At 49.5% G+C, this 14540-nt stretch carries 12 protein-coding genes; 6 read left to right on the forward strand and 6 right to left on the reverse strand.

Going from position 1 to position 14540, the window contains the following annotated elements:
• Positions 1 to 45 precede the first annotated feature (45 nt).
• The gene (locus H3L98_RS02665; RefSeq protein ID WP_169733472.1) at positions 46 to 201 is read right to left on the reverse strand and encodes a hypothetical protein; all 156 of its coding nucleotides are present in this window, start codon (positions 199 to 201) and stop codon (positions 46 to 48) included.
• Between the two features lie 220 nt (positions 202 to 421).
• Here H3L98_RS02665 and H3L98_RS02670 point away from each other — a divergent pair, with 220 nt between their 5' ends.
• From H3L98_RS02670 to H3L98_RS02680, 3 genes are all read left to right on the forward strand, one after another.
• Complete coding sequence (locus H3L98_RS02670) at positions 422 to 3259, forward strand: valine--tRNA ligase (RefSeq protein WP_027022290.1); 2838 nt, start codon at positions 422 to 424, stop codon at positions 3257 to 3259.
• Between the two features lie 166 nt (positions 3260 to 3425).
• Positions 3426 to 4151: a tetratricopeptide repeat protein gene (locus H3L98_RS02675; RefSeq protein ID WP_084481897.1), complete on the forward strand. Its 726-nt coding sequence runs from the start codon at positions 3426 to 3428 to the stop codon at positions 4149 to 4151.
• Positions 4152 to 4300: 149 nt separating this feature from the next.
• The gene (locus H3L98_RS02680; RefSeq protein WP_027022289.1) at positions 4301 to 5137 is read left to right on the forward strand and encodes a DUF72 domain-containing protein; all 837 of its coding nucleotides are present in this window, start codon (positions 4301 to 4303) and stop codon (positions 5135 to 5137) included.
• A gap of 57 nt (positions 5138 to 5194) precedes the next feature.
• Here H3L98_RS02680 and gcvP read toward each other — a convergent pair whose 3' ends face one another.
• Both gcvP and H3L98_RS02690 read right to left on the reverse strand, forming a co-directional pair.
• The gene (gcvP, locus tag H3L98_RS02685; protein ID WP_027022288.1) at positions 5195 to 8044 is read right to left on the reverse strand and encodes an aminomethyl-transferring glycine dehydrogenase; all 2850 of its coding nucleotides are present in this window, start codon (positions 8042 to 8044) and stop codon (positions 5195 to 5197) included.
• A 21-nt stretch (positions 8045 to 8065) separates the two neighbouring features.
• Positions 8066 to 8635 (reverse strand): gamma carbonic anhydrase family protein, encoded by a 570-nt coding sequence (locus tag H3L98_RS02690; RefSeq protein WP_211247106.1) that lies wholly within the window; start codon positions 8633 to 8635, stop codon positions 8066 to 8068.
• A 126-nt stretch (positions 8636 to 8761) separates the two neighbouring features.
• On the opposite strand from H3L98_RS02690, the gene H3L98_RS02695 reads away from it, so the two are divergent.
• The 3 genes from H3L98_RS02695 (at position 8762) to H3L98_RS02705 (ending at position 11659) form a co-directional block, all read left to right on the forward strand.
• Entirely contained in the window at positions 8762 to 10141 is a 1380-nt protein-coding gene (locus H3L98_RS02695) for an MATE family efflux transporter (protein WP_027022287.1), read from the forward strand.
• A 131-nt stretch (positions 10142 to 10272) separates the two neighbouring features.
• Entirely contained in the window at positions 10273 to 10884 is a 612-nt protein-coding gene (locus H3L98_RS02700; RefSeq protein WP_027022286.1) for a hypothetical protein, read from the forward strand.
• Positions 10885 to 11056: 172 nt separating this feature from the next.
• A complete protein-coding gene (locus H3L98_RS02705) occupies positions 11057 to 11659 on the forward strand; it encodes a class I SAM-dependent methyltransferase (protein ID WP_027022285.1) in 603 nt (200 codons plus the stop codon).
• A gap of 162 nt (positions 11660 to 11821) precedes the next feature.
• On the opposite strand, the gene H3L98_RS02710 is transcribed toward H3L98_RS02705, so the two are convergent.
• The 3 genes from H3L98_RS02710 to istA form a co-directional block, all read right to left on the reverse strand.
• Positions 11822 to 12049 carry a hypothetical protein gene (locus tag H3L98_RS02710; RefSeq protein ID WP_156932315.1) on the reverse strand — a complete coding sequence of 76 codons (228 nt, stop codon included), beginning with the start codon at positions 12047 to 12049 and terminating at the stop codon, positions 11822 to 11824.
• A 123-nt stretch (positions 12050 to 12172) separates the two neighbouring features.
• Positions 12173 to 12916, reverse strand: a complete 744-nt coding sequence (gene istB / locus H3L98_RS02715; RefSeq protein ID WP_182078418.1) for an IS21-like element helper ATPase IstB — start codon at positions 12914 to 12916, stop codon at positions 12173 to 12175.
• Positions 12909 to 14510 carry an IS21 family transposase gene (gene istA / locus H3L98_RS02720; RefSeq protein WP_182078446.1) on the reverse strand — a complete coding sequence of 534 codons (1602 nt, stop codon included), beginning with the start codon at positions 14508 to 14510 and terminating at the stop codon, positions 12909 to 12911. Before istA ends, istB begins: the two co-directional genes overlap by 8 nt.
• Positions 14511 to 14540 lie beyond the last annotated feature (30 nt).

Genomic DNA, 14540 nt, shown 5'->3' on the forward strand with positions numbered 1-14540 from the left:
CAGGAAGCAATATCTCTTAAAGATATTGCTTCCTATATTGTACACTTATTTCTTTTTAGGTGGTTGATAATTAGGATTCTGTGGATTCATTTGCCATCCACGATTTCCTTGGTTTCTGGAATAAGTTTTATTCGTTCCTGATGTTCCATGGTTAGGATTGCTAATATCGGCACGATGATTACTTTGGTTCTTGTGTTTCATAAGAAACTCCTAGTTGCTTGTTGGTAATGCACTCATGATATCCAATGGCATTATTCAGAACAACTGATGATTTTTTGATAAAATCTGATAATTTTTGATAATTAAATACCAAATTGATTTCAAATGGTTTATTTTTTAATTTGAAAAACTTAAAGAATAATTTTCGCCGATTTTTCACAATGCTATAATCGCCGATTCTTTTTTCACAATCTAAAAAATCATGTTACCCAAATATTCCCCCGCCGAACTTGAATCCAAACATTATGCCCGTTGGCAGGCAGCAGGCGCGTTTCAGCCCGATTTCAGCCGTGGCGAAGCCTTTGCCATTCAGCTTCCCCCGCCCAATGTAACGGGTACGCTGCACATGGGGCATGCCTTTAACCAAACCATTATGGACGGTTTGGCGCGTTACTACCGCATGAAAGGGCGCAATACCTGCTGGATTCCGGGTACCGACCACGCAGGCATTGCCACGCAAATTGTGGTGGAACGTCAGCTTGCCGCCCAAGGCGTGTCGCGCCACGATTTGGGACGCGAAGCCTTTTTAGAAAAAGTGTGGCAATGGAAAGAACAATCGGGCGGTACGATTACCGACCAAATGCGCCGTGTCGGTTGTTCTGCCGACTGGTCGCGCGAATACTTTACCATGGACGAAGTCCGTGCCGACACCGTGACCCGCGTGTTTGTGAAACTGCACGAACAGGGCTTGATTTACCGTGGCAAACGCTTGGTAAACTGGGACCCCGTGTTAGGCACGGCGGTTTCCGACCTTGAAGTGGAAAACGTGGAAACCGACGGACACATGTGGCACATCCGCTATCCGCTTGCCGATGCCCCCGATGAAGCCCTGATTGTCGCCACCACCCGCCCCGAAACCCTGCTCGGCGACGTTGCCGTTGCCGTTCACCCCGAAGACGAGCGTTATCAACACCTGATTGGCAAACAACTGCAACTGCCTTTGTGCGGGCGCACCATTCCCGTGATTGCCGATGAATATGTGGATAAAGAATTTGGTACAGGCTGCGTCAAAATCACCCCTGCCCACGATTTCAACGACTATGAAGTCGGCAAACGCCACGACACACCCTTGGTAAACGTCTTGGATTTACAAGCCAAAATCCTGCCCGAAGCGCAAGTGTTTAACTTCCGCAGCCAAGTATTGGACAGTTTCAGGCTGCCTGAAAACTATGCAGGTTTGGACCGTTTTGCCGCGCGTAAACAAATCATTGCCGATTTGGACGCACAAGGCTTATTAGCCGAGACCAAAGCCCACAAGCTGATGACCCCCAAAGGCGACCGCACAGGCAGCGTGATTGAACCCATGCTCACCGACCAATGGTTTGTTGCCATGCACACCCAGCCGCAAAACGGCGAGCCCGACAGCGAATTTACAGGCATGAGCTTGGCACAAAAAGCCAAACACGCCGTAGACAGCGGACAAGTCAAATTTATCCCCGAAAACTGGGTCAATACCTACAACCAATGGATGAACAACCTGCAAGACTGGTGCATCTCGCGCCAGCTGTGGTGGGGACACCAAATTCCCGCATGGTATGACGAAAACGGCAATATTTACGTTGCCCACAACGCAGCCGAAGCCCAAGCCAAAGCAGGTGCAAACGCCGTTTTGCGCCGTGATGAAGACGTGTTGGACACATGGTTTTCGTCTGCGCTTGTGCCGTTTTCCACTTTGGGCTGGACAGATAATGGCTTGGATACCGATGAACTGAAAGCCTTTTTACCGTCTTCCGTGCTGGTAACGGGTTACGAAATCATCTTTTTCTGGGTGGCGCGGATGATTATGATGACCACCCACTTCACGGGCAAAGTGCCGTTTAAAGACGTGTATATTCACGGCATGGTGCGCGACCACGAAGGCAAAAAAATGTCCAAATCCGAAGGCAATGTGATTGACCCTGTGGATTTGATTGACGGCATCGCCCTGCCCGAACTGCTGGAAAAACGCACCACAGGCTTGCGCCGCCCTGAAACCGCGCCGCAAGTCCGCACTGCCACCGAAAAACTGTTCCCCGAAGGCATTCCCGCCATGGGCGCGGACGCATTGCGTTTTACCATGGCAAGCTATGCCAGCTTGGGGCGCAGCATCAATTTTGACTTTAAACGCGCCGAAGGCTACCGCAATTTCTGTAACAAAATCTGGAACGCCACCAATTTTGTGCTGATGAACACCGAAGGCAAAGACTGCGGACAAGACGAAAGCCAACCTTTGGCATACAGCTTTGCCGACCAATGGATTATCGGACGTTTGCAGCAAACCGAAGCCGCCGCCGCCGAAGCCTATGAAAGCTACCGTTTTGATTTGGCAGCGCAAACCCTGTATGAATTTGTGTGGAACGATTTTTGCGACTGGTATGTGGAATTGGCAAAAGTGCAGTTGCAAAACGGCTGCGACAGCCGCCAACGTACCACGCGCCGCACTTTGGTGCGCGTATTGGAAGTGGCGCTGCGTCTGCTGCATCCGATTATTCCGTTTATTACCGAAGAGCTGTGGCAACACATCGCCCCGCTTGCCCATGCCAAACACGGCGACAGCATTATGTTGGCGGCGTTCCCCCAACCCGACCCCGACAAAATCGTCCCTGCCGCGTTTGACAAAATGGCGGCATTGCAGGACTTAATCGGCGCGGTGCGCGTATTGCGCGGCGAAATGGGCATTGCCCCCAATATCAAAGCGCCCTTGTTTGTGGAAAGCCATCAGGATTTGGCAGAACTGCTGACCTATCTGCCTGCAATGGCGCGTTTAACCGAAGCGGTGCAGGTAAGCACGCTGCCTGAAAGCGAAGACGCGCCTGTTGCCGTGTGCAACGGCGCACGTTTGATGCTGAAGGTGGAAATTGACAAAGCCGCTGAAACCGCACGCCTGAACAAGGAAGCGGAAAAGCTGCAAAAGGCTTTGGACAAATTAAACGCCAAGCTGTCCAAACCGGGCTACACCGACAAAGCCCCCGCGCATTTGGTGGAAAAAGACCGCAGCGAACTGGCTGCCTTAAATGAAAAAATGGCGAAAGTAAAAGACGCGCTGGCAAAACTGGCATAAAATAAACGGGCTACCTGAAAGGGGTTTCAGGTAGCCTGCCTGTGAATAAGCAATAATTAGGTTGAAACGCAGCATAAACCCAAAATTTTTATACAACTTTGAGTGACAGATTTGCCTATATTGACTTATTTTTTTGAACTCAAATGGATTTAACAAGGATAACACCATGGATACAATTACCACCAATTCCCCCCAATCTGACTATGAGGTAAGCGACCCTATTGATGCAGCCTACATAAGGGGCGATTATGCCGAAGCCAAACGGTTATTGGAGATGGAAATCTTAAATGATAACGCATCTGCCCGTGCCCAATACAATATGGGTTTATTGTATTACCATGGACAAGGGGTAGAACAAGATTATGTTATCGCAAGAAAATGGTACGAAAAAGCTGCAGAACAAGGGTATGCCGATGCCCAATACAATTTAGGCTCATTGTATTTTTACGCAAAAGGTGTGGCACAGGATTATGCCACAGCACGAAAGTGGTGGGAAAAAGCTGCAGAGCAAGGGCAGGCTCTCGCACAAAATGCGTTAGCATTAGTGTATGTAAACGGATATGGAGTGGAGAAAAATTATAGTGTCGCAAAGCAATGGTATGAAAAAGCTGCAGAACAAGGACATACTGTTGCACAATACGGGCTTGGATTACTGTATGATACTGGGCGAGGTGTGGAACAAGACTATGTTTTAGCGCGATACTGGTATGAAAAAGCCGCCATAGAGGGTCACGTCAATGCACAATATAATCTGGGGGTATTGTATGGCAACGGAGACGGTGTAGAGCAAGACTCTGCTACCGCGCAAAAATGGTTTGAAAAAGCCGCTGCTCAAGGTGATGAAAATGCCAAGGAGGCATTGCAAATATTATTAAAAACCCTCGGGCAGTAAAACATTTCAGTAGCAAGCAAGCTACACGGCAGCCTAAAAAGTGCGTACGGCGTATTTGTCAAACGTTGGGTTACGGTTTCGCCTAACCCAACTTATTGCTGTATTTTTTGCTGTAAAATGATTCGTTTTCCGTTTCAGGCAGCCTAACAATGTCCCAGCCCACCATCTACATCGGCACAGGCGGATACAGCGATACCGACCTAATCGGCACGCTCTATCCGCACGGCACGCCCAAAACCGATTTTCTCAATATTTACGCCTGCCATTACGATACGGTGGAAATCAACAGCACGTTTCACGCGCCGATTGGGGCGCGCGCTGTGCAGGGCATGGCGGAAAAAGCCGCAGGCAGGCTGCGTTTTTCGGTCAAGCTGCATCAGGATTTCAGCCACACCCGCCGCGCCACCGCACAGCAGGCGCGGGATTTTCTTCATGCCTTAAAGCCTTTGGGCGACAGGTTGGCAAATCTTTGTATCCAGTTTCCTTTTTCATTTGAACGCAATCCTGCTAATCGCCGCTATTTGACGGAGTTGGTGTTGTGGTTTCAAGATTATCCTGTGGCGATGGAGTTTCGCCACCCAAGTTGGCATATTCCTCAAGTATTTGAATTTTTTGCAACACAGCCGCAGTTGATTTGGTGTAGCGTGGATTATCCGCCTGAAATTGGTTTGCCCGAATCGGCTTTTCGTCCCTTGGGGCGCACGGCGTATGCGCGTTGGCACGGGCGTAACCGCCATTGGCACGTGGGGCGTTCGGCGGCGGAACGGCACGATTACCGTTACACCGATGCGGAATTGCAGCAGTTGGCAGGGGCTTTACACGCGCAACGTGATGATTTTGATGTGTTGTATCTGTATTTTCAAAACACCACGCGCAGCCATGCGTTTTACAATATTCCTGTGTTGAAGCGGTATTTGGACGGATTGGGTTTTCGGGTAAAAACGGCGGTAGATGAGTATGTGGGCGAGCAAAAAGGTTTGTTTTAAAAAAATTAAGGCTGTTTGAGCGGGACTCAAACAGCCTATTTTTATGAGGGTTTTTGATTAATCTTCATAGGCTTGCATAGGCGGGCAGGAACAAACCAAGTTGCGGTCGCCGTAAACGTCGTCCACACGCTTCACGCTGGGCCAGAATTTGTTGTCGCGCACATAGGGCAGTGGGAACACGGCTTGTTCGCGGCTGTAGGGGTGTGTCCATTCGGCGGCGGTCACATCGGCGGCGGTGTGTGGGGCATTGACCAGCGGGTTGTCGTCTTTGGGCCATACGCCGTTTTGTACGTTCAGCACTTCTTGCTTAATGGCTTTCAACGCGGCGATAAAGCGGTCCAATTCGGCTTTGCTTTCCGATTCGGTAGGCTCAATCATCAGCGTGCCTGCTACGGGGAAAGACACGGTGGGGGCGTGAAAACCGTAATCCATCAGGCGTTTGGCGATGTCGGTTTCGGTAATGCCGCTTTCGGCTTTCAGCGGGCGCAAATCGACAATACATTCGTGCGCCACACGTCCGTTTTTGCCTGTGTACAAAATCGGATAATCGGCACTCAGGGCATTGGCAACATAGTTGGCGTTCAGCAACGCCCAACGGGTGGCCTGTTCCATGCCTTGTTTGCCCATCAGGGTGATGTACATCCAAGTAATCGGCAAAATGCTGGCAGAGCCATAAGGCGCAGCAGCAACGGCACTCATGCCGTCAGTCGCACCGCATACAGGCATTACGCTGTGGCTGGGCGTAAATGGGGCAAGATGGGCTTTTAAGCCGATGGGTCCCATACCCGGTCCACCGCCGCCATGCGGAATACAGAAGGTTTTGTGCAGATTCATGTGCAATACGTCTGCACCTACTTCCGCAGGCTGCATAATGCCGATTTGTGCGTTCATGTTCGCGCCGTCCATATACACTTGTCCGCCGTGCTCATGCACAATGTGGCAGATGTCGCGGATGCCTTCTTCATACACGCCGTGGGTAGAGGGATAGGTAATCATCAATGCGCCCAAATTCGCCTGATGTTCGGCGGCTTTGGCTTTCAAATCGTCAATATCCACATTGCCTTGTTCGTCGGTCTTTACCACCACCACTTTCATGCCCAACATTTGCGCGGTGGCGGGATTGGTACCGTGTGCCGATTGCGGAATCAAGCACACATTGCGCTCGGGTGCGCCATTGGCTTCGTGGTAGCGGCGGATAGACAACAAGCCTGTGTATTCGCCCTGTGCCCCCGAATTGGGCTGCATACAAATGGCATCAAAGCCCGTAATGGCTTTTAACTGCGTGTGCAAATCGCGCAGCAGTTGCGCATAGCCCTGTACCTGTTCGCGCGGCGCAAACGGATGGATTTGCGAAAATTCTGCCCAAGTAATCGGCAACATTTCTGCGGTGGCGTTCAGCTTCATGGTGCAGCTGCCCAATGAAATCATGCTGCGGTTCATTGCCAAATCGCGCTCTTCCAGTTTTTTCAGGTAGCGCAACATTTCGTGTTCGGTGTGGTAACGGTTGAACACTTCGTGGGTCAAAATCGCGTCTTGGCGCAGCAGATGGTCTGCCAACACGGTGGCAGCCTGTTCGGGCAAGGCGTGTGCCGTACCTGTAAACAAACGGCTTAAATCGGCAAAATCTTCGGCAGACGATTCTTCATGAAACGCCACGGCTAACACCGTGTCGCTGACACGGCGCAGGTTGTAGCCTGCTGCCAAGGCGTTTTGGTAAATGCTTTCTGCTTGTTCCGCGCTGCCGCAATCCACGGCAACGGTGTCAAAAAACACAGCATGAAGCACTTTCAAGCTGCCTGAAACGGCTTGTGCGAACGCTGCTGCCAAGGCGTGAATGCGTTGGGCGATGCGTTTTACCCCTTCGGGTCCGTGATAAACGGCATACATGCCCGCTAAATTGGCTAACAAGGCTTGCGCGGTACAGATATTGGATGTGGCTTTTTCGCGGCGGATGTGCTGTTCGCGGGTGGATAGTGCCATACGCAGCGCGGGTTTGCCTGCCGCATCTTTGGATACGCCGATAATGCGCCCCGGTGCAGAACGTTTAAACTCGTCTTTAAAGGCAAAATAAGCTGCGTGTGGACCGCCAAAGCCCATTGGTACGCCAAAGCGTTGTGTGTTACCCAAGGCAATATCTGCGCCCAAAGCGGCGGGGGATTTCAGTAAAACCAAGCTCATCACATCGGCAGCCACGGCAACCACCGTGTCTTTGGCTTTCAGTGCGGCAATCACGTCAGTCAAATCGGCAACATCGCCGTCTTTACCAACATATTGGAACAGTGCGCCGAAAAAGTCGCCGTTTTGCGCGGTGGCAAAATCGCCTGTTACCAATTCAAAACCAAAATATTTGGCGCGGGTACGCATCACGTCCAGCGTTTGCGGGAATACGCGTTCATCTACAAAAAATTGATTGGACTTGGATTTGCTGACGCGTTTTGCCATAGACATGGCTTCGGCGGCGGCGGTGGCTTCGTCCAACAGCGATGCGCCTGCCACGTCAAAACCCGTTAAATCAATACACACTTGCTGGAAATTTAACAGGGCTTGCAAACGTCCTTGCGCGATTTCTGCCTGATAGGGGGTGTAGGCGGTGTACCAGCCAGGGTTTTCCAGCACATTACGCAAAATTACGTTGGGCAGGCGGGTGGGGTAGTAGCCCAAGCCAATATAGCTTTTATTAACGGTGTTTTTGGCGGCAATGGCTTTGATTTTTGCCAAAGCATCGGCTTCGCTCAAGGCTTCGGGCAAATCCAGTTCGTTGGGCATGCGGATGCTTTGCGGAACGGTGTTGGCGATAAAGCTGTCCATATCGCTTTCGCCCAATGCTGCCAACAGCGCGGCTTGGTCGCCAAAGCTGATGTGGCGGGCGGCGAATTCGTTGGGGTGGAACAGGTCTTGGAAGTTCATACTTTTTTACCTTGGTTTAACTTAAACAGATGCGGGAAGCGGGGGGTCGCTTTCGGGCGTGCCACGGTTGTAGTTGCCCGCCAAAAGCACATAATGATTGGCGGAATAGCGTAAAAATGCCAGTTCGTCTTCAGTAAGGCGGCGGATTTGGCGCACGGGCGCACCCATATACAGCCAACCGCTTTGCAGGTGTTTGCGCGGGGGGACGAGACTGCCTGCACCAATCATGACATCGTCTTCAATCACGGCATCGTCTAACACGGTGCTGCCGATGCCGATTAACACGCGGTTGCCCACCTGACAGCCGTGCAGCACCACATGATGCCCCACAGTAACATCGTCGCCGATAATCAGCGGCGAGCCGTCGGGTTTGGCATCGTTTTTGTGGGAAACGTGCAGCATGGACAAATCTTGAATATTGCTGCGCTTGCCAATGCGGATGCTGTTTACATCGCCGCGAATCACCGCGCAGGGCCATACCGATGCTTGGGCATCAATTGCCACATCGCCGATAATCACGGCGCTGTCGTCAATATAGCAGCCGTCGCTGATTTGGGGAAAGGTGTTGAGATAGGAACGCAATGCCATGATGAAATACCGCTCCGAAAGTGGGTTGCCGAAAAGAACGTATCATAACAAATTTTGCCCCGTGCGAACGAGATTTCCGCCCCTGTGCGGGGATTTGACGGTACAATTTACGCCTTTTGGCAAAGCAAAATGTTATTTGGTTTAAACCGTTATTCGCGCCGCCGCTTCGGTAAGGAAACACGCATGCTGCTGGCATTGGCACTGCCGATGATGTCGGCACAGATTGCAGCGGTGGGCGTGGGCGTGGTGGATACCGCCATGGCAGGCGGCGCAGGCAAAGACGATTTGACTGCCGTTGCCTTAGGAACATCGGTATTTGTTACCCTGCTGGTTACCTTTATCGGCATTATGAACGCCCTCAACCCCATGATTGCCCAACAATACGGCGCAGGCGAACGCGAAAACATCGGCGAAACGGCGCGACAGGGTTTGTGGTTTGGTTTGGCATTGGGAACGGCGGGAATGTTAGGCATGTGGCTGGCTATTCGTCCGCTGCAAGCCTATTTGAATATGACGGAAGCCGTAGAAACCATGTTGGGCGACTATGTGTTTTACACCGCTTTGGCACTGCCTGCCGCCATGCTTTACCGCGCCCTGTATGCCTATGCGTCCAGCTTGGGAAAAACACAAGCGATTATGTGGATTAGTTGGGCGGCTTTGCTGCTGAATATCCCGTTTAATTATGTGTTTGTTTACGGCAAACTGGGTATGCCCGCAATGGGTGGTGCAGGCTGCGGTGTGGCAACCGCGCTGGTGTTTTGGTTTAACGCCGCTGCCTTATGGCTGTATGTGTCCAAAGCGCGTTTTTTTGCCCCGTTTGCGCTCACGGCGCGTTTTTCCCGTCCCGACAAAACCGTATTAAAACAAATCTGGCAACTGGGTTGGCCGATTGGTTTTTCCTACTTTTTAGAAGTCAGTCTGTTCAGTTTTATCGTGTGGCTGATTGCCCGCTTGGGCGAAGACACTGTAGCCGCACAACAAATTACCTTAAACATCGGCAGCATTACCTATATGGTGCCTTCTGCCATTGGCGCAGCCGCCACCGTGCGCGTGGGCTACTGCGTGGGTTTGCGCCGTTTTGAACAAGCGCGTTATGTATCGGGGGTAACACTGGCATTATCGGTGGGTGCAGCGGCAGTGTGCATGGCGGTATTGTTGCTGTTACGCGGCGTATTACCGCAGTTTTACACCAACGATGCCGATGTGATGGCAATTGCCGCGCAATTATTGGTATTGTGTGCCGTGATGCAATTGTTTGACTTTATCCAATGCGCCGCTTCTTACGCCTTGCGCGGCTACAAAATCACCCGCGGACCCATGCTGATTCACGCCGTAGCCTTTTGGGGATTGGGTTTGCTGCCGGGGTGGTGGCTGGCGTATGGTGTGGCAGATATGGGCATTTACGGCTTTTGGACAGCGCTGATTGGTTCTTTAGCCGCTGCTGCTGTGGCGCTGGTGTGGTATTTGGCACGTTGCAGCGACTGGGCAGCACGCCACCGCGCCTTATAGCGGCAGTAAGTAGATTAAAGCACAGCATAAACCCAACCACACAACAGCCGAAAAAGCAAAAGCTGGGTTGATTAGCCCAGCTTACGCCTAATAAAAAATAGGATTATTTCAAAAATGAAAGCGATAAAACCATGTTAGGTTTGGCGATACTTTTTGGATTATTGGTTTGGATAGTGGTAACGCTGATTGCCATGACTATTGGCTACAAAATTGCCAAGAAAAAAGGCTTGTTTGCAGGATTTATGCTGACAATGGGCGGTTGGATTGTTTATTGGGCGATTGAATTTGCGTATATTCAAGCAAAAGTGAGCTATTTATGCAAAAAAGAAGCTGGGATTACAGTATATATAACGCCTGAACAATGGCGTAAACAGATTAGGGAGGAAGAGTGGAAAAAATTGAAACCATTTACGGATACGGAAATTGATAAACGATATGCTATCAATAATAATAATACTTTATTATTTAATAATAAAAAATATAAATACACTAGAGGTCAAATACGCGCAGGAAATATAGAAAATGGCCGTATACTATATTATGATTTTTATGATAAAGTTGATGGCGTACATATGGCATCTCATATTTTAGTTGATAAAATTACCCAAAATGTGTTACTCAAAAAAATTGAGTTTAGCTATTCCAAAAGTTTCATGGGTATAAATTTATCGTTTATAGAATGTTCAAGTAATATAAGTGAAAAATTTCATGAAATTGCTGTACAATATTCTAATCGTAACTAATTTTTTTAAGAAGTTTTAATCATGAAAAATAAATTTTTGGCTGATTACGTTTATTTGGCTGAAGCAAGTAAGCGTAGGTTGGGTTGAAGCGCAGCGTAAACCCAACAAAAGACATTGGGTTACGGCATTACCTAATCCAAGCGAGCACTTTTAACATACCAAGGAATCCACCATGTTTTGGGACGAACGCTACGACAGCGAAAACTATGTTTACGGCACACAAGCCAATATTTTTCTGCAAGAAATCGCCCACCATCTGCCCGGCAGCGGACGCGCTTTGGATTTGGCGGCAGGCGAAGGGCGCAATGCGGTTTTTTTGGCGGAACGCGGTTTGTCGGTAACGGCTGCCGATGCTTCAAGCGTGGGCTTGGCAAAGGCACAGCGTTTGGCGGAAAGCCGTGGTGTGCGCCTTGAGCTGGTGCAGGCGGATTTATGCAGCCACGATTGGCAGCAGGGCAGCTATGATGTGGTCAGCAGCGTGTTTTTCCAACTGCCGCCGCCGCTGCGTTTGGCAGTGGGGCGCAGGGCGGTGAATGCGTTGCGGGAGGGTGGTTTGTTGGTAGCGGTGTTTTACCACAGCGAGCAGCTTGCGCTGGGCACAGGCGGACCGTCTAACCCTGAATTTTTAGGCAGTTTGGCGGACTGGCAGGCGATGTTCCCCGATTTGGAATGGCTGCACGCCGAGCACCGCCGCCATGTGTTAAACGAAGGGGAATTGCATCAAGGCGAAAGTTCGGTGGTGTATCTGCTGGGGCGCAAACCCGGTTCTAAATAGTTTAAATACTTTATTTTATAAGTTATTTTATTGTTTTACAAAATAATTCTTAATCAAATTATCCTGCCTAAAATGGAAAAAAACCGTTTCAGGCAGATTTTTTCGCGTAGAATAGCAGATTTTTAGGATTTTCTTTATGTATGCAGGCGAAAAATTTAATGCCTACAGCCATTTGGTGAGTATTCGCATAAAAATCCCCCACCATGCGCGTCTATTTTCCCCCACCATACGCATCGGTAAGTCTGCCACCTGTTCGCACCATAACGCCATCACTACAACCGTTCGCATACCTGCCCCCAATTTGCCTGAAAGCGCATGATGTCCCACCATCATCGACAGACCTGTCAAATTACCCGCCGACCGTTTAAGAAATTTGGGACAGTTACCCATCAATGCTGCCTCCTTGTTAAAGACAATCTGAACTGTAACGGATAAAGTAACCGGAAAGGCTGACAAAATAAAACGGCTGTCCGGTAAAAACACCGGACAGCTGTTTCTCCTGTCGTAAACCGATTATCCTGCTTCCGTCCGTAACGGCTGCATCTTACGCATTGACGCTCCCTGCAAATTGATACGGTGCGTATTGCTGAACAGCCTGTCCATCATAGAATCGGCACGCCCTTTATTATCAAACATATCATGCCAATGATTCATCGGCAGCAAAGACGTGATAATCGTAGAATGGCTGTTATGCCGTTCGTCAATCAACTCAAACAACAGTTTCTGTTCTTCAGGTTTGTAGGCCTCCAATGCCCAGTCATCTAAAATCAGTAAAGGAAACCGTCCCAAGGCATTAAAGGCTTTACCCAAATTGCCGGCTATCTGTGCCATAACTAGTTCCTCCAATAACAGGCTCACTTTCTTAAACACAGTCGGAATACCCTGCATACACGCTTCATGCCCCAAGGCACAAGCCAGCCATGTTTTACCTACCCCGGAAGGACCTGTAAAGCAGATATTCTGATGTGCTTTGAGCCATTCCAAACCGGTCAGGTTGGCGAACACCGTTGCGTCCACCCCACGGCTGGTATGATAATCAATCTGATGAATATCCGCTTTTACCTTAAAGTGTGCCTGTTTCAACAAACGCTGTATCCGCCGGTTGGCTTGGTGATGGCGTTCCGCCAGCAGTATGGATAAAAAACGGCTGTCAAATGATGCTTCACGGCTTTCCACACTCATTGTTTGGCGTTGGTATTCTTCTGCCATACCTCGTAATTTCAGCAAGGTACAGATATGGTAAATTTCTTCATTCATTTGTTGCTGCTTCCTTTGGGTCTGTATCATCACTTTGTCGGCGGTAATAGTCTGCACCGCGTAAATTATCGTGCTGGTTCAATACTTCTGGTGCGGCAGTTTGGACGTGCTGCAAAGAACTCAAGCGTCCTGTCGGCAACTTTTTCTGCACACCCAGCCATAGCTGCTTCAGTTTACGGGAATCAAATACCTGTTTTTCCAATGCCAGGCTGCACAAATATTCCACTTCCGCAGCAGGACGCACGCCGACCATTTTCTTAAACCCCTTAAAAAAACGGTAGTACAAACTGCGGTTGGCGTAACGTTCAAAGAAGGCTGTAAAATATTTCCCCGTCTGTGCCCCGTAATTGGCTGCCCATTGCAGTACGGTATCCGCATTGATTGCCACAACAGCCCGATGGGTGGGAGCCAAATGGTCAGGGTGCGTAACAACCGCACCGGCAACCCCTTTCAAATGTGCCGCCACCAACTTCTGTTCATGATATAAGCTGACCGAATCCTGCTTCAGACAAAACTCCACTTGTTTGGATTTTAAATGAAAAGGCACGCTGTAATATGTGCCGTCAATCAATACATGGTAATCCAAACCCGCGTATGCCTGTCCCCAAAACGGATTGGCATAGGCTTGTGCGGGTAACGGTTTTAAACATTGCCACTCGGTCTCCATAAAACGACTGTAACGGCTGCCCTGCTGTTTTTGGAACGGCTTTCGGTTTAACTGTTCCAATAGCGGAACAATCGCACGGTTCAATTCGTTCAAGCTGAAAAATTGCTGCTTACGTAACCTGAATAAAATCCAACGCTGTACCAGTAACACACCGGCTTCGGCTTTAGCCTTATCTTTCGGTTTGCGTACCCGGGCAGGAAAAGGCTCTACACCATAATGTTCACACAACTTGCTGTAATTCTGATTGATTTGCGCAAAATATTTATCTGCTTTGATAACCGCCGCCTTTAAATTGTCCGGTACGACAAACTGCGGGACACCTTTAAAAAATTCAAACATACGGATATGCGAAGCGTTCCAGTCCTGACTACTTTGCGAAGCGGTGGCTTCACAAAAGGTATAGCCGGAATAACCCAATACCCCGACAAAGATTTGTGCCTGTGTTATTTCGCCTGTTTTTTGATTGATAATCGGAACGGTACTGCCTGCATAATCCACAAACACACATTCGCCAGGCGTATGATGGTGGCGCATACTGATTTGCAAAGATTTCTTATAGCAACTGTAGCGTTTGGCGAATTGGGAATAACTGATAATGGTTTCGTCCGGACCGAGCTGCCGTACCCATTCTTCATATACTTGTCTGATGGTGGCATTTTTGCATTTTTGCAGAGTGTCATGCACTTCATCAAAATCAATTTTTAACCGCGCCGGTGCGGTCGCCGCTGGCTTTTGTGCAAATACTGCCGCCCAATCTTCTTCGCGTTTCGGCGGATAGGGTAAGCCGCTTTCCTGATACAGTTGATAATATTTCCGCACCATGTCGCGGGAAACACCGTAACGGTGTGCCGTTTCACGTTGAGAAAGATTCAGCACATACAAAGCGTTCAGCACTGCCTGTATGGTCTTTAATGAGATTTTCTTCATGGTTTTCCTTTAGTATCGGGCTTTCCTGCA

This window comes from Conchiformibius steedae, assembly GCF_014054725.1.
In the GTDB taxonomy this organism is placed as follows: Bacteria; Pseudomonadota; Gammaproteobacteria; order Burkholderiales; family Neisseriaceae; genus Conchiformibius; species Conchiformibius steedae.